Source organism: Cupriavidus sp. CuC1, from assembly GCF_044627735.1.
GTDB lineage: Bacteria > Pseudomonadota > Gammaproteobacteria > Burkholderiales > Burkholderiaceae > Cupriavidus > Cupriavidus ulmosensis.
The window spans coordinates 1-14,202 of the sequence record NZ_JBIUHC010000214.1 but is presented as its reverse complement, the minus strand read 5'-3'; the positions used below and the strand labels follow the sequence as shown (position 1 = coordinate 14,202).

Below are 14,202 nucleotides of genomic sequence, written 5' to 3'. Positions count from 1 at the left end.
CATATCTCCAATCAACTTGTTCGAGATAAAACGCACCAGCATAGAATCGGTTGTCATGTTTTTTGTAAAACTCAATAATTGGCATGGGCGACTCCGAAAAGCTCGAAGAAGGCGGTGCCGATCGATACAGCTTTGTGGAGCACCGGCGTTTCCTTGATTCGTTCCTGGAAAGCGTCGATGCCGCTCATGAAGTGGTTATGGTCGCGCAAGATTGGGGTGGCGCGCTTGCCATGGACTGGGCACGGCGACATGCCCGCGACATACGCGGCATCGCGTACATGGAGACCATGGTGCGCACCAGGACATGGGACGAAATGGATCCGATCGTCCGCGGCACGTTCGAACGATTGCGGTCTTCGGAAGGCGAGGATATGGTGTTGCGCGACAACGTCTTTATCGAAAAGCTACTTCCCGCCCGCATGTTGCGCGAGCTTACGGAAGCCGAAATGAACGTGTACAGGCGGCCCTATCTTCGCGCCGGAGACGATCGACTGCCTACCTTGACGTTCCCTCGTGAGATACCGGTTGACGGGAAGCCGGAACTGGCGGCCCGAGTTGTCAGTGACTATTCGCGGTGGATGGCCGAGGCAGACGTTCCGAAGCTGTTCATCAACGGCGAACCAGGTGGCGTCCTCGTCGGAGAAATGCGGGATCTGTGCCGAACCTGGAATAACCAGGAGGAAGTAACCGTACGAGGCAGCCACTTCCTGCAGGAGGATTCCCCTCACGAGATCGGGATCGCGATAGCAGAGTGGCTCCGGAAATTGCCTTAGAACTCGTTTCAAAATGAAGACTCCCCGCGCCTAAGGGTGCGCCAGCAAATGAGGTAGCAAGCCAGCTTGAGGAAAGCTTCGTGAATGTCAGCTCGCCACCCGAAAGCACTGCGCGAAGAGCTGCGGCAAGCTTGTCAATAAAAGGGCAGATTTTGATAGGCAGTCCGGGGCGAGCCAGCGATATGCTTCAACACGGAAACCGCCGTATGACGACACCTGGTCGCCGATCCGCGGATGAATGGTAAGGACAGGGATAGATGTTGAGCTACACGGTTTCAATCTACGATATGATTTTTCATACTCATATCGCTATGAGTATGAGAATCCTTTCCGTGTCGGTCTTGGCGCTGGAGGGGACGAAAGGATGCTCGACGAATTGCTCAGATTAGCGCCATCCAGATTAGTGAACGTGACGGATCCCCTATATATACAGGGGTCCAAATCGTAGCTAGCTCATAAAATTTTGGCGGTTCACGGAGCGAGGGTCTTTCGCGGGTTCATCTTTGCCTTTCGTGCGGACGGATGTGTTTTCGTCCAATGCGTCTATTATCTTTTTCGAGTTAATGCGAAATAATCAACCAGGCCCCCATGGAGACAAATGAGCAAGAAGGCAGAACGCGATGAGCAAAGCTGATTCCGTTGCTAATAACACGCCTGAGCAGTTTGACTACATCATCGTTGGTGCAGGATCCGCCGGATGTGTACTTGCCAACCGGCTTTCAGCTGATCCAGCGCGCTCGGTGTTGTTGCTCGAGGCCGGACCGGACGTCGAAACCTTCTGGGTTCGAGCGCCGGCTGGGTTGCCATTTCTGTTCCAGAACTCGAATCTGAACTGGAAATCTTCCAGCGAACCCGTGGCGAACCTTTGTGGCCGTGAGATCTATTGGCCGCGAGGCAAAATCGTAGGCGGCTCAAGCGCCATCAATGGTATGCAGCACGTGCGTGGAAACGCTCTTGACTACGACGATTGGGCCGCCGCGGGCAACGACGGATGGGCTTACGCGGACGTGCTGCCGTACTTCAAGCGTATGGAGAATAATCTGGATGGCGGTGACGGGTGGCGCGGCGTTGGCGGCCCCCTTCAAGTTTCTCGTGGCTCTTACCGGCATCCAGTCACCCGACAATTCGTCGACGCGGTGGCCGCGTTGAGAGTTCCCCTCAACCCGGATTTCAACGGGCGGCAGCAAGAAGGCGTGGGTTACAGCCAGTTCACTATCGCGCGCGGCGTACGATCCTCCGCCGCTCGTGCCTACTTGGCTCCGGCGCGTGCGAGGCCAAACATGGTGGTGCGCGATCGTTGTCTGGCCCATCACCTGCTGTTGGTTGGCGGCGAAGTGGTTGGTGTGTTGTATGAACGCGATGGCGCGTTGTTTCGCGCCTTTGCGGCGCGCGAGACTTTGATTAGCTGCGGCGCCGTTGGGAGCCCGCAGCTGCTGATGCTGTCCGGTATTGGACCCGCTGATGAACTGCGCGCACGCGGGCTGTCGATTCAAGCAGACTTGCCTGGGGTCGGCAAGAATCTGCAGGACCATTTGGCCGTCAACGTCGGTTACGAAGTAAAAGCGGGTATGTCCATGAATGCGGCGCTCTCGGGCTGGCGCAAATACATGCGCGGCGTACAGTACCTGGTGACGCGTGGTGGCCCGCTAGCAATGGGCACCTCTCACGCGCTAGCGTTCGTGCGTACTCGCGCCGACCTCGACAGGCCAGACGTACAGATCAGTTTCCGGCCATGGAGCTTCACCTTCGAAAGCTCGAAGCTACGTGTGCACCCGTATCCCGGCATACAAATCGCCTCCCTGCAGTTGCGCCCTCGCTCGCGAGGCTCGGTGGCATTAAATGGGACGTCTGCGCGAGATGCGCCCGCGATTCGACCGAACTATCTTAGCGACCCCGAAGATGTTCAATGCGCTCTGCGGGCCTTACAGTTCGCCCGCGATATTTCATGTACCGCCCCGCTGCGCGATTCCATCGTGCGCGAACACTTGCTCGATGCCGAAGACCGTACCGAAGAGCGAACCATCGAGTTTCTGAGGCGCACCGCGCAGTCGCTATACCACCCAGTAGGCACGTGCAAGATGGGATGTGACGCGGATGCAGTCGTCGACAGTCGCCTGCGAGTGCGCGGCATACGACGGCTGCGAGTCGTCGACGCTTCTGTCATGCCGACTCTTGTCGGCGGCAACACCAACGGGCCGACGATAATGATCGCGGAGAAAGCGGCAGATTTGATCCGTGAGGACGAGATGCTCGCCTAATTGAAATCTGAATGCGGAGATTTAGATCGTGAGACATGAGCAGCACTTCATTAACGGTATGTCCGTCCCTGCGGGCACCTCGCAATATCTGGACGTTTTTAACCCCGCCACTGGCGAAAAGACCGCCACTGTGGCACGGGGTAATGCTCAAGACGTTGATATGGCTGTCGAATCGAGTAAACGCGCGCTGCCCGGCTGGCGGGACGTACGTCCTGCGGAGCGCGGCCGCGTGCTCACCCGCATGGCAGCGCTCATCCGCACGTTCGCAGGCGAATGGGGCGATCTGGAAAGCGAGGAGACGGGCAAGCCACCGACGCAGGTAGCAATAGAAATGGAGAATACCGCCCAGTATTTCGAGTTCTATGGCGGCTTGGTCAACGCACTTCAGGGCGAGACAATTGATCTGGGGGCTGGATACCATTCGTACACACTGCGTGAACCGTACGGCGTGGTCGCCACGATCCTTCCATGGAACTTGCCGCTGAACCAGGCTGCTCGCGCGATCGCGCCCGCGCTGGCATCCGGAAATACTGTAGTGGCCAAGCCTTCCGAGGTGACGTCCACAACCCTGTTACGTCTGGCACGGATGGCCACCGAGCAATGCGGCTTGCCGCCTGGAGTGCTCAATGTGGTGACTGGTACTGGACCGGAGGTCGGTGCAGCGCTGGTCGAACATCACGATGTGCGCAAAGTGGCTTTCACCGGCTCAGTACGTGGAGGGCGTGAGGTGGCACGCGTCGCTGCGGAGCGGCTTATACCGCTGACACTTGAATTGGGCGGCAAGTCTCCCGACGTGGTATTCGCTGACGCAGACCTGGCTCAGGCCGTGCCTGGAGCCCTGCGCGGCTTCGTCTTTAACGCAGGGCAGGCGTGTGTGGCCGGGACAAGGGTGCTTGTACAGCGGTCCATTCACGACGCATTCGTTGAAGCCATGATCGATGCGATGCGAAATCTCAAAATTGGCAGTGGCCCCGATGCGTCGATCGGGCCAATGACGACCCGTCACCAGTACGACAAGGTGCGAGAATATTTTGAGGTGGCGCATAACGAGGGTGCTGTCGCGGCTGCTGGTGGAACGCTTCCCCAGGCACCTGAGTTGCAAGGCGGTTGGTATGTGACACCGACTCTTTACACCGGCGTAACCAACAAGATGCGCATCGCTCGGGAAGAGGTCTTTGGTCCGGTTGCATGTGTCATCCCGTTCGACGACGAAGAGGAGGCTGTCGCTATTGCCAATGATTCGGACTTCGGCCTTGCCGCTGGCATTTGGACAAGGGATCTCGCGCGCGCCCATCGGGTAGCTGCGCGGCTTGAAGCAGGACAAATTTACGTCAATGAGTATATGGCGGGTGGTGTCGAGACACCGCTGGGCGGGTACAAACTCAGTGGATACGGGCGCGAGAAAGGTGTTGAGGCCCTGTACAACTATACGCAAGTCAAGTGCGTAACCGTGCGGTTGTAACCGGGTATTCTGGTGGAAAGCTGCGTTTGCACTCGGTGGAAGTGGCATTCCACCAATCTGGCGGAAGGAGTGCGCCGCTACAGCAACCGGAGTAGAGACTGACTGCAGCTTTCCGCTGCTCCGGCGGCTCGCGCTTTCATGATGTGTGATGGAGTTGGTGACGCACCTCGTTATGAGACGGCGTCGCCGTTTGGTGCCCTGACTGCAGCAGGATGTCGAGTTCGGCGCCATGATCGTCGACCGCCCGCCACAGCAGGTAGGGCTCGCCGCGCAGCGTCACGAACATCTCGTCGAGATGCCACGTGCTGCCTGGCTTGCGCTGTGCGGCTTTCACACGATGCGCGAACCCCGCGCCAAATTTATCGCGCCAGCGTGCGGATCGTCTCGTAGCTGACGATTACGCCGCGATCGAACAGCAATTCCTCGATGTCGCGCAGGCTGAGGTGGAAACGGAAATACCAGCGCACCGCACAACTGATGACGACGGCGGGGAAACGGCGACCGTGATAGAGCGAGTTCTTCTTCATCGCGCCATCTTACGCGACCTCCCCAACGTGACAGTGCCGGAAGAAGGCAGCAGCTGCCACGATGGACCACGGACCCACATCAAAGACGGCGGAAACGCCCCCAACTATTGCCGCCACAGTAACGCAAATGAAGAACCCGGAGAGAGTGACGATCTCCAACAGGAACGACAGCAGCCCGATGCCCGCCCACACGGTGAAATTCATACAACCCCCTACCGTTGCATATTTTGTTTTTCCTGTTTTCATGGGTTACGGCGAGCAAGGACCAGTTTGATGTCAAACAAGTAAGTGAAGATTCCTGCGGCTGCCAAGGAGGAATGAATGATCGTGATCGTGCCGCGGGCAGCGTGGGATGACTGGCTGACCTGCCGGGAATCAGTGTCCGTCTTTGAGTAATGCGTCTTGTTGCTGCGCTTGCGGTCCTTGAAGTTACCGCCTCCGTCGTGGTTCTCGCCATCCTTGCGTACAAAGCTCTTTTGGCCGGCTCAGAGCTGTTCCGCTGGTTTATCGGTCTGTCCAACACGACGACTCGCCTTCGGGCTTTCATTGCCTGACGAGCTTGCAGCTTTGCTGTTCGATGCGCCCGCCAGCCCTAGATTGCGTGACGCAGGCGTCAGGACACCACCGCGCTCCCGTCTGCCATCAGCATCTCCCCTCGCCGCTCCACAATCATCCCATACGCTTGCGGCTGCCGGTGTGCATCGAAGTTGAACGTGGTGCGCTTGTAGACCTCGCAGAAATCCAAGTCGCAGCGGGCGATGGCGACCTCGTCGCCCTTGGTGATGCAGTTGGCCAGCACTTCACCGGAGGGCGCGATGATGCAGCTGCCGCCAATGCCGTCCACGCCCTCTTCCATCCCCGCCTTGGCCACGCCGACCACCCAGGTGCCATTCTGGTAGGCGCCGGCCTGCATGGAGAGCTGATTGTGGAAAAGCGAGAGGTCGTCGTGCTGCGGCGCTGGCGCATTGTGCACGGGCGTGTTGTAGCCGATCAGCACCATCTCCACGCCTTGCAGGCCCATCACCCGATAGGTTTCGGCCCAACGGCGATCGTTGCAGATGGCCATGCCGATCTTGCCGCCAAAAGCGTGGGTCACGCCGAAATGGTTGCCGGGCGTGAAGTAGCGCTTTTCCAGATGCTGGAAGCGGCGCCACGGTTCGTGCTCGCGATGGCCGGGCAGGTGCACCTTACGGTATTTGCCGACAATCTCGCCCTGGCGGTTGACGAGGATGGAGGTGTTGTAGCGCACCGCCTTGCCTTGTTCGCTGGCGAGTTCAGCGTAGCCGAGGTAGAAGCCCACGCCCAGCTCGCGCGAAAGATCGAACAGCGGCTGCGTGGCGGCGCTGGGCATCTCGCGCTCGAAGAAGCTGTTGATCTCCTCGTCGCTCTCCATATACCAGCGCGGGAAGAAGGTGGTGAGCGCCAGCTCGGGGTAGACGATCAGGTGCGAGCCGCAGGCATGGGCTTCGCGCATCAGGTCGCACAGGCGCTTGACCACTTGCTGGCGGCTGTCGGCGCGGGCGATGGGGCCGAGCTGGCCGATGGCGATATTCACAATACGGGACATGGGTAACTCCAGGATGCTTTCAGGGTAGTGATTCAGGCTAGTGGCAGGGGCTTGGCGTCGATCATGGCCGGTTCGCGAGTTTGAGCACCACCTGCAGCAGAATCTGCGCGCCGTCGACAAGGTCGTCCGGCTCGGTAAACTCGCGCACGTTGTGGCTCAGACCTTTCACGCTGGGCACGAAGATCATGCCGGCGGGGCAGACGCGGGCGAGCATTTGCGCGTCGTGACCGGCGCCGCTGGGCATGCGCATATGGGTGAAGCCAAGCGCTGCGGTTTCCTGCTCGACCAGGTCGATCACCATGGGATCGAATGCCACCGGCTCGAAACGTGCCAGGCGGCGATGGCTAAGAGATAGGGCTTCCGTCTCGCAGGTTTGCTCGGCAAAGGCGAGGACATCGGCTTCGGCCTGGGCGAGCAGCCGTTCATCGGTATTGCGCAGGTCTACGGTGAAGACGGCGCGATTGGGGATGACGTTGATCAGATTCGGCTCGAAGCGCATGGCGCCCACGGTGGCGATCTGCCGGCCGCCGTAGCGCAGCGCCAGGTCGTGCACGAAATTGGCGATGCGCACGGCGGCGTAGCCGGCGTCGTGCCGCAGCTCCATGGGCGTGGTGCCGGCGTGGTTGGATACGCCGTCGACCGTGAACTCGGTCCAGGAGATCCCCTGCACCCCTTCCACCACGCCAACCTGCAGGCCGCGCAGATCTAGCACCGGGCCTTGCTCGATATGCAGTTCCACGAAACTGTCGACGCGCGGCTTGCCTACGGGCGTCTGGCCGTCATAGCCGATGCGCCGCAGCTCGGCGCCCACCGTGACGCCATCGATGCCGGTAGTGGCCAGCGCGCCTTCCAGCGGCATGCCGCCCACATAGACCAGCGAGCCCATCATGTCCGGATGAAAGCGCGCACCCTCTTCATTGGTGAAAAAGGCGACGGCGATGGGACGACGAGGACGCAGGCCGGCGTCGCGCAGCGTGGCGACCACTTCCAGGCCGGCCAGCACGCCGTAGTTGCCGTCGTAGCGGCCGCCGGTGCGCACGGTGTCAATGTGCGAGCCGATCATGACGGGGGGCAGGTCTTCGCTGCCAGGATACACGGCCACGCCGTTGCCGATGGCGTCAATGGTGACGGTCATGCCCAGCGCCTGCATGCGCGCCACGGTCCAGTCGCGACCGAGTTCGTCGGCATCGGTCAGCGCCAGCCGGCACACGCCGCCCCCTTCGATGGCACCGAGTTGCGCGAGATCGTCCAGGCTTTGCAGCAGGCGCTCGCCGCGAATGCGCAGCGCGGGCTCTACCTTTGGTGCGTTCTGCTCCCTCATGCCGCGGCTCCGGAGCGCACCGCGTCCGCGCTGCGGCCAACCAGTTCGGCATACAGCGCGGGATCGGTGTCAGCTTCGCTGCCGATAAACAGCAGCCGGCTCTGGCGGTTGAGTCCGAGTGCCGCACGGGCCTGCGGGTCTTGCATGGCGGCGATGGCAGCGACCAGCCCGGCCACGGCGGATTCGCCTGCCACGATCACGGGATCGTCGCCTTGTGGCTGGGCCAGCAAGCGCATGACTGCCACCGCCGACTCGTCATCAACCGTGCAGAACGCGTCGGCGCCATGGGCGAGGATTTCCCAGGCGAGCAGCGAGACTTCGCCGCAGGCCAGGCCCGCCATCAGCGTGTCCAGTTCGCCGGTGACGGTGGTGACCTTGCCGGCGCGCGCGCTTTGCATCAGGCAATCCGCCTTGTCGGGTTCCACCACAGTGAAAACGGGGCGTTGCTTGTCCTTGCCGTTCTCGCGTTCCCAGAAGTAACCGCAGACGGCGGCGGCAAAGCCGCCCACGCCGGCCTGGATGAACACATGGGTGGGCCACGCCGGCAGGGCATTCACGGCTTCGTCCACCATCAGTTGGTAGCCCTGCATCACATCGCGCGGCACATCCATGTAGCCGGGGTAGGAGGTGTCGGAAATCACGTACCAGCCGTTGGTGCGGGCATCGGCATCGGCTTGCTGCACCGCCTGGTCGTAGTTGCCGGCGGTGCGTACCACCTGGGCGCCGAAGCGTTCGATGGCGGTCTTGCGCCCGTCGCTGACGGTGGCGTGGATATAGATCTCACAGCGGCAGCCGAACAGCTGGGCGCCCCAGGCTACGGAGCGGCCGTGATTGCCGTCGGTGGCGCAGGTCACGGTGAGCTCGGCACACATGCTGCGCAGCTCCGGCGTACCCAGGTCGGCGATGCTTAGATCGCGGCCAATCTGGTGCCCGATTTCGCGGCACAGCAGGCGCCCCACGGCATACGCGCCGCCGAGCGCCTTGAAGCTGCCCAGCCCGAAGCGCGAGCCTTCGTCCTTGTAGTGGATCTGGCCGACGCCTAGCGCGGCCGCCAGGTTCGGCAGGGCTTTCAGGGGCGTGGGCTGGTAGCCCTCCCAGGCGGAGATCTCGCGGCGGGCGGCGGCCAGGGCCGGCTCGCTCAGGATGGCGGCTCGATGTGCACAATAGGGTTCCGCGCGGCTCAGTGCCGGATTGGGGAGAAGATCGAGCGAGAGGTTGGGGAGCGTGGTCATGCGTGTGTCTTGGTCCAGTCAGAATGCGTTGTTGCGTGATGTTGATGACGGCGCTGCGTGCCGGTCAATCTCAGTGGCCGGTCTCCAGGTCCCCGAGCACGTCGTGCGCGCGCTCCACGCGGGCCATGCGTGCGCGCGAGCGTTTGCGGTAGCGGCCTGCCATGGCGGTGGCGAGGTAGTTCACGAGGCTGACGGCGCCCACGTAGGAATCGAAGACCTGGCCGCCGTGGTGCGAGCAGCGCAGCACGGCGTCGGCCTTGGCGGCCAGCGTGGAAACTGGGGCATCGCTGAGCAGGATGAGTTTGGCGCCGGCCTCCCGGGCCAGTGTCACCATGCCGTTCAGGCGCTTCGTACGGCGTCGGAAGTCCACCACCACCAGTACGTCCTTGCTGTCGATTTCGGCCACCAGTTCGGCATCCTTGCCCGCTTGCTCATTGAGCAGGTACACCTCGGGGCGCACCTGCGAGAGCAGCGCATTGGCATAGAAAGCCAGCATGAAGCTGTTGCGATAACCCACCACCCACACGCGGCGCGCGTTGGCCAGTTGGGTAAGCGTGGTCTCCAGCGCGCGCTCGCTGAGTTGTTCCGGCAGGCTGGCGAGCCGGCGGCTGTCGAGCTGCACGTGCGCCTCCAGCCCGGCCACGACCGATTGCGCGCCCCGCGACTCGGGCGGCAGCCCGTCGTGTTCCATCAGGTACAGCGGCGATTGCTCGGACACCTGGTCCCGCAGCGATTGCCGGAAGGCGCTGAAGTCCGCATAGCCGAGGCGGCGGAAGAAGCGCGCCGCGCTCGCCTTGGAGACGCTCGCCAACTCCGCCAGTTCAGTGGCCGAGTAGCTGAGCAGGTCTTTCTGCCGCATGAGCAGCACGTCGGCCAGCTTCTTGTCCGCCGAAGAGAGTTCGCCGTAGCACTGATGGATTTGCGCTTCCAGCGCGGGTTGAATGGCCATGTCAGGTCCGTGCCTCCGTTCCGTTTGCCCGCACCAAAGTAGTCCGGGCCTGCACAATGATGAAACTGTGATTTCATGTATTGGTGCATATGAAACCTATGTTTCAGTATTGGCGGCCTTTCATGCAAATGCAATGCCAAGTCAGCGGCGCTATCGGGGAGGCGTTCGCTAAGTGTTTGATTTCAAGGCAATGCCGTCGAAAGGATCCCATCACATTCGCCCGCGCAGCCGGAATCGCCAACAGTGGCACACAACTTGCCTTTCAGTCCCGCGTGTTCCCCGACCGACTGATAAAGGTGTTTTTATGAAACGCAGACAGTTCACCGCTATCGCCAGCCTGATCGCAGGCGCCGCACTCATCGCCATGGCACCCGCCAAAGCTGACGATTCCCTAAGCGCCGTGATGGGCAAGAAGTCGATTGCGATCGGCATCCCGACCGACTTCGCGCCGTATGGCTTCATGGGCACAGACCTGAAGCCGCAGGGCCTGGACGTGGCCGTGGCGCAGATGATCGCCGACAAGCTCGGCGTCAAGGCCGATCTCGTCCCGGTGAGCACGCCGAACCGCATCCCTTACCTGCAGACCAAGAAGATCGACCTGATCGTCTCGGCACTGGGCAAGAACGCCGAGCGCGCCAAGGTGATCGATTTCACGATTGCGTATGCGCCCTTTTACCAGGCGGTATTTGGTCCGAAGGCAATGAGCATCAAGAGCTTTGCCGATCTTGGCGGCAAGACCATCTCGGTCACGCGCGGCACCATCCAGGACGATGTGCTGCAGCAAGTGGCGCCTCCCACGCTGAAGATCCAGCGCTTTGAGGACGACAACTCCACCGTGGCCGCCTTCGTCTCGCAGCAAACGCAACTGCTGGCCACCGGCGCGGCCGTGGCTGCCGCGGCGATTGCGAAGAACCCCAAGGTGGAGGCCGAGTACAAACTGCTCCTCAAGGATTCGCCCAACTTCATCGGCGTGCGCAAGGGCGAAACCGCGCTGCTGGAGAAGGTCAACGAGATTCTGCGCAAGGCAAAGGCGGATGGCACGCTCAATGGCTACGCGCAGCGCTGGCTCGGCCGCGGCATGGGCGATTTGCCGGACTGATTGCAAACGGGTAAACGGATCGCATCGTTTCCGGACCCGTGCGCGGGCCCCATGTTGCTAGCGCACCGGCCTGCCTCGCAGGCCAGTCCCGCCGAAGACAAAAAACTCTCTAGCTGCACTGCATGATCTCATTCGACTTTGCGCCGGTTCTCTCGCAATGGCCCATGCTGCTGCGTGGCCTGTTGCTGACGATTCTCCTGACGGCGTTCTCCGCGGCCTTCGGCACGCTGGTCGGCATCGGCTGCGCCTGGGCGCGCATCCATGGCACGGCATGGCTGCGCGCGCTGGTGGGCGGCTATGTGGAGGCAATCCGCAATACGCCGTACATCATCCAGCTGTTCTTTATCTTCTTCGGCCTGCCTTCGATCGGCGTGCGGATGCCGGCGGAAGTGGCGTGCGTGCTGTCGATGACGCTGAACCTCGGCGCCTATGCGTGCGAGATCATCCGGGCCGGGCTGGAGTCCACCCCGCGCGGGCAGATCGAAGCCGCGCAGAGCCTGGCGCTCAACCGCTGGCAGATCTTTACGCGCGTGGTGCTGCCGCCTTCACTGTCGCGCGTGTGGCCGGCGCTGGTGAGCCAGGTCATCATCGTGATGCTGGGATCGGCGGTGTGCAGCCAGATCTCCACCGAAGAGCTTTTCTACGCGGCCAATATGATCGCCAGCCGCACGTTCCGCAATTTTGAAGCCTATATCGTCGCCACCTGCGTCTACCTGGGCCTGGCCGTGGTGCTGCGTGAGATCCTGAACTGGGTCGGTCCGCGCTTCATCTTTGGCCGCTGAGATCGGGAGGCATACACCATGGTCGACTTTTCCCTGTGGGACATTTTTCGCAACCTGCTGCTGGCGCTGCGCTGGACAGTGGGGCTGTCGCTGATCGCCTTCGCCGGTGGCAGCGTCGTCGGCATGCTGCTGCTGGTTGCGCGCATTGCGCGCTTGCCGGGCGCCGTGCGCGGCGTGGCGCTTTACGTGCAACTGTTCCAGGGCATTCCGCTGCTGATGCAGTTGTTCCTGTTCTACTTCGGGCTGGCGTTGCTGGGCGTCGAGACCTCGGCGCTGTTCGCGGCAGCACTGTGCCTCACGCTGTATGCAAGCGCCTATCTCACCGAGATCTGGCGTGGTTGCATCAACGCCATTCCCAAGGGCCAGTGGGAGGCCTCCGCCAGCCTGGCGATGAATCTGCGCGAGCAGCTTCAGCACGTGATCCTGCCGCAGGCCACGCGCATCGCGGTGGCGCCCACGGTGGGATTCCTGGTGCAAGTGATTAAGGGCACCGCGCTGGCCTCGGTGATCGGCTTCGTGGAAGTCACCAAGGCTGGCCAGATGATTTCCAACGCCACCTTCCAGCCCTTCCTGGCTTACGGATGCGTCGCGCTGCTGTACTTCGCCCTGTGTTTGCCGTTGTCGCTGTGGAGCCGCCGCCTTGAGCGCCGCCTGCAGCCCAAGCATTGAGCCCGTCATCCCATGTTCAAGCAAACCGAAACCACCAAGCCCTTTGCCCTCGTCGATATCCAGGGCCTGCGCAAGCGCTTCGGCGCCAACGAAGTGCTCAAGGGCATCGACTTGCAGATCGGGCGCCGCGAGGTGGTCTGCATCATCGGCCGCAGCGGCTCGGGCAAGAGCACCTTGCTCCGCTGCATCAACGGGCTGGAAGGCTTCGATGAAGGCGCGCTCAGCGTGGATGGCCAGGCACTGCGCCATGGCGACGCCCGCGCCATGCGCGACCTGCGCCAGAACGTTGGCATGATCTTCCAGAACTTCAACCTATTCCCGCACCTGAGCGCCGGGCAGAACGTGATGCTGGCGCCTACGCTGGTGAAGGACACACCCAAGTCCGAGGCCGGTAAGCGAGCACAAGCACTGCTCGAGCGCGTGGGCCTTGGCGACAAGTTCCACAGCTTCCCCGACCAGCTATCCGGCGGGCAACAACAACGCGTGGCAATCGCCCGCGCGCTGGCCATGGACCCCGCCGTGCTGCTGTGCGATGAAGTCACCTCAGCACTCGATCCGGAGCTGGTCGGCGAAGTGCTAAGCGTGGTGGAAGGCCTTGCAGCGGAAGGCATGACCTTGGTAATGGTTACGCATGAGATGAACTTCGCCCGCAAGGTCAGCGACCGAGTGGTCTTCATGCATCACGGGAAAGTGCATGAGATGGGCTCACCGGAGGAAATTTTCGGGGAGCCGAAGACGCCGGAACTGAAGCAGTTCCTTTCGGGGCTGAATGGTTGAGCACGTGCCGATCCAGTGCCGGCCTATTGAGACGGTTCTGTCGCAGTAAGCAACCGGTAGAATTTGGCGATATTGAATTCGGTGCAGTGATACGGGCATGAATCCGGAAGTCGCGAAGGTCTTGAAGCGCCTGCACTATCCGCTGGACGTGATGCTGACCTGCGTGCGCTGGTATGTGGCCTACCCGCTCAGCCTGCGTCACCTTGAGTAGATGATGACCGAGCGCGGCATCGCAGTAGATCATTCAACCGTGCACCGCTGGGCGATCAAACTACTGCCGGCACTGCACAAGGTGTTCCGCCGACGAAAGCGGCCAGTGGGCAAGAGTTGGCGCATGGACGAGACCTATCTCGAGGTCCGAGGCGAGTGGAAATATCTCTATCGCGCGGTGGACAAGCATGGTAAAAGCCCACGCCCCAAGGTGCGTTCGGCAGGTTCCAATTCCATCGACGATAAACGCTAGGCCCGAAGCCGAGCCGGCGTGATCGATGTCGTGGCGATAAGCTGTACCTTTCCTTCCTCCTTCACCTTGGTACGCAGCACGAAGGCTTCGCTGGGACAATACCAATCCGTAACGGCTCTGGTGCAACTAGCGAAGGCCAGCGAGGAACGGCCGGCTTGCGGGGACCTCGGCAAACTGAGGGCACCGCCTTCCAGACAGCGGGCCCAGTGGTATCTTTCTGCGGCCACTAGCTCCAGAGTCAGCCAGGCCTCTTGCATCAAGCTGCCGATCAGAATGTCGTCATCCAGCCTGGATCAGGCGCTCCTATCCGGGCGCGGCTTAAA

12 protein-coding genes and 4 pseudogenes are annotated in these 14,202 nt (G+C 61.5%); 8 read left to right on the top strand and 8 right to left on the bottom strand.

Going from position 1 to position 14,202, the window contains the following annotated elements:
* Positions 1 to 83 precede the first annotated feature (83 nt).
* Positions 84 to 773, top strand: a complete 690-nt coding sequence (locus ACGLHR_RS46655; protein ID WP_400102568.1) for a haloalkane dehalogenase — start codon at positions 84 to 86, stop codon at positions 771 to 773.
* Positions 774 to 781: 8 nt separating this feature from the next.
* Here the strand turns inward: ACGLHR_RS46655 and ACGLHR_RS46650 are convergent.
* Positions 782 to 886: pseudogene (locus ACGLHR_RS46650) on the bottom strand (IS5/IS1182 family transposase); the annotation flags it as partial.
* A 507-nt stretch (positions 887 to 1,393) separates the two neighbouring features.
* Here ACGLHR_RS46650 and ACGLHR_RS46645 point away from each other — a divergent pair.
* Both ACGLHR_RS46645 and ACGLHR_RS46640 read left to right on the top strand, forming a co-directional pair.
* Positions 1,394 to 3,031, top strand: coding sequence for a GMC family oxidoreductase (locus ACGLHR_RS46645; protein WP_400102567.1), 1,638 nt, complete (start codon positions 1,394 to 1,396; stop codon positions 3,029 to 3,031).
* 28 nt (positions 3,032 to 3,059) lie between these two features.
* A complete protein-coding gene (locus ACGLHR_RS46640; RefSeq protein WP_400102566.1) occupies positions 3,060 to 4,493 on the top strand; it encodes an aldehyde dehydrogenase family protein in 1,434 nt (477 codons plus the stop codon).
* Positions 4,494 to 4,695: 202 nt separating this feature from the next.
* Here ACGLHR_RS46640 and ACGLHR_RS46635 read toward each other — a convergent pair.
* The 7 genes and pseudogenes from ACGLHR_RS46635 to ACGLHR_RS46605 all read right to left on the bottom strand — a co-directional run.
* Positions 4,696 to 5,020 (bottom strand): annotated as a pseudogene (locus ACGLHR_RS46635) (transposase); the annotation flags it as partial.
* A 9-nt stretch (positions 5,021 to 5,029) separates the two neighbouring features.
* Positions 5,030 to 5,266 carry an NfeD family protein gene (locus ACGLHR_RS46630; RefSeq protein WP_400102565.1) on the bottom strand — a complete coding sequence of 79 codons (237 nt, stop codon included), beginning with the start codon at positions 5,264 to 5,266 and terminating at the stop codon, positions 5,030 to 5,032.
* A gap of 122 nt (positions 5,267 to 5,388) precedes the next feature.
* Positions 5,389 to 5,505: pseudogene (locus ACGLHR_RS46625) on the bottom strand (IS5/IS1182 family transposase); the annotation flags it as partial.
* Between the two features lie 128 nt (positions 5,506 to 5,633).
* Positions 5,634 to 6,587 (bottom strand): N-carbamoyl-D-amino-acid hydrolase, encoded by a 954-nt coding sequence (locus tag ACGLHR_RS46620; RefSeq protein WP_400102564.1) that lies wholly within the window; start codon positions 6,585 to 6,587, stop codon positions 5,634 to 5,636.
* 61 nt (positions 6,588 to 6,648) lie between these two features.
* On the bottom strand, positions 6,649 to 7,908 hold the full coding sequence (locus ACGLHR_RS46615) for a Zn-dependent hydrolase (protein ID WP_400102563.1): 1,260 nt from the start codon (positions 7,906 to 7,908) through the stop codon (positions 6,649 to 6,651).
* Positions 7,905 to 9,140, bottom strand: coding sequence for a diaminopropionate ammonia-lyase (locus ACGLHR_RS46610; RefSeq protein WP_400102562.1), 1,236 nt, complete (start codon positions 9,138 to 9,140; stop codon positions 7,905 to 7,907). The genes ACGLHR_RS46615 and ACGLHR_RS46610 overlap by 4 nt, the downstream gene beginning before the upstream one ends.
* Before the next feature lie 70 nt (positions 9,141 to 9,210).
* Entirely contained in the window at positions 9,211 to 10,089 is an 879-nt protein-coding gene (locus tag ACGLHR_RS46605) for a MurR/RpiR family transcriptional regulator (RefSeq protein WP_400102561.1), read from the bottom strand.
* A 304-nt stretch (positions 10,090 to 10,393) separates the two neighbouring features.
* Here ACGLHR_RS46605 and ACGLHR_RS46600 point away from each other — a divergent pair, with 304 nt between their 5' ends.
* The 5 genes and pseudogenes from ACGLHR_RS46600 to ACGLHR_RS46580 form a co-directional block, all read left to right on the top strand.
* Positions 10,394 to 11,188, top strand: coding sequence for a transporter substrate-binding domain-containing protein (locus ACGLHR_RS46600; RefSeq protein ID WP_400102560.1), 795 nt, complete (start codon positions 10,394 to 10,396; stop codon positions 11,186 to 11,188).
* 122 nt (positions 11,189 to 11,310) lie between these two features.
* The gene (locus tag ACGLHR_RS46595) at positions 11,311 to 11,970 is read left to right on the top strand and encodes an amino acid ABC transporter permease (protein WP_400102559.1); all 660 of its coding nucleotides are present in this window, start codon (positions 11,311 to 11,313) and stop codon (positions 11,968 to 11,970) included.
* An 18-nt stretch (positions 11,971 to 11,988) separates the two neighbouring features.
* The gene (locus tag ACGLHR_RS46590; protein WP_267602796.1) at positions 11,989 to 12,639 is read left to right on the top strand and encodes an amino acid ABC transporter permease; all 651 of its coding nucleotides are present in this window, start codon (positions 11,989 to 11,991) and stop codon (positions 12,637 to 12,639) included.
* Between the two features lie 12 nt (positions 12,640 to 12,651).
* Positions 12,652 to 13,416 (top strand): amino acid ABC transporter ATP-binding protein, encoded by a 765-nt coding sequence (locus ACGLHR_RS46585; protein WP_400102558.1) that lies wholly within the window; start codon positions 12,652 to 12,654, stop codon positions 13,414 to 13,416.
* 97 nt (positions 13,417 to 13,513) lie between these two features.
* Positions 13,514 to 13,825, top strand: a pseudogene (locus tag ACGLHR_RS46580) (IS6 family transposase); the annotation flags it as partial.
* Positions 13,826 to 14,202: the final 377 nt, after the last annotated feature.

What these genes read in the sequence shown, in the direction of transcription:
- ACGLHR_RS46595 (WP_400102559.1), top strand. Translation starts at nt 11,311, where the DNA reads ATGATCTCATTCGACTTTGCGCCGGTTCTCTCGCAATGGCCCATGCTG.
- ACGLHR_RS46655 (WP_400102568.1), top strand. Translation starts at nt 84, where the DNA reads ATGGGCGACTCCGAAAAGCTCGAAGAAGGCGGTGCCGATCGATACAGC.
- ACGLHR_RS46630 (WP_400102565.1), bottom strand. Translation starts at nt 5,266, where the DNA reads ATGAAAACAGGAAAAACAAAATATGCAACGGTAGGGGGTTGTATGAAT.
- ACGLHR_RS46620 (WP_400102564.1), bottom strand. Translation starts at nt 6,587, where the DNA reads ATGTCCCGTATTGTGAATATCGCCATCGGCCAGCTCGGCCCCATCGCC.
- ACGLHR_RS46645 (WP_400102567.1), top strand. Translation starts at nt 1,394, where the DNA reads ATGAGCAAAGCTGATTCCGTTGCTAATAACACGCCTGAGCAGTTTGAC.
- ACGLHR_RS46600 (WP_400102560.1), top strand. Translation starts at nt 10,394, where the DNA reads ATGAAACGCAGACAGTTCACCGCTATCGCCAGCCTGATCGCAGGCGCC.
- ACGLHR_RS46605 (WP_400102561.1), bottom strand. Translation starts at nt 10,089, where the DNA reads ATGGCCATTCAACCCGCGCTGGAAGCGCAAATCCATCAGTGCTACGGC.
- ACGLHR_RS46585 (WP_400102558.1), top strand. Translation starts at nt 12,652, where the DNA reads ATGTTCAAGCAAACCGAAACCACCAAGCCCTTTGCCCTCGTCGATATC.
- ACGLHR_RS46615 (WP_400102563.1), bottom strand. Translation starts at nt 7,908, where the DNA reads ATGAGGGAGCAGAACGCACCAAAGGTAGAGCCCGCGCTGCGCATTCGC.
- ACGLHR_RS46610 (WP_400102562.1), bottom strand. Translation starts at nt 9,140, where the DNA reads ATGACCACGCTCCCCAACCTCTCGCTCGATCTTCTCCCCAATCCGGCA.
- ACGLHR_RS46590 (WP_267602796.1), top strand. Translation starts at nt 11,989, where the DNA reads ATGGTCGACTTTTCCCTGTGGGACATTTTTCGCAACCTGCTGCTGGCG.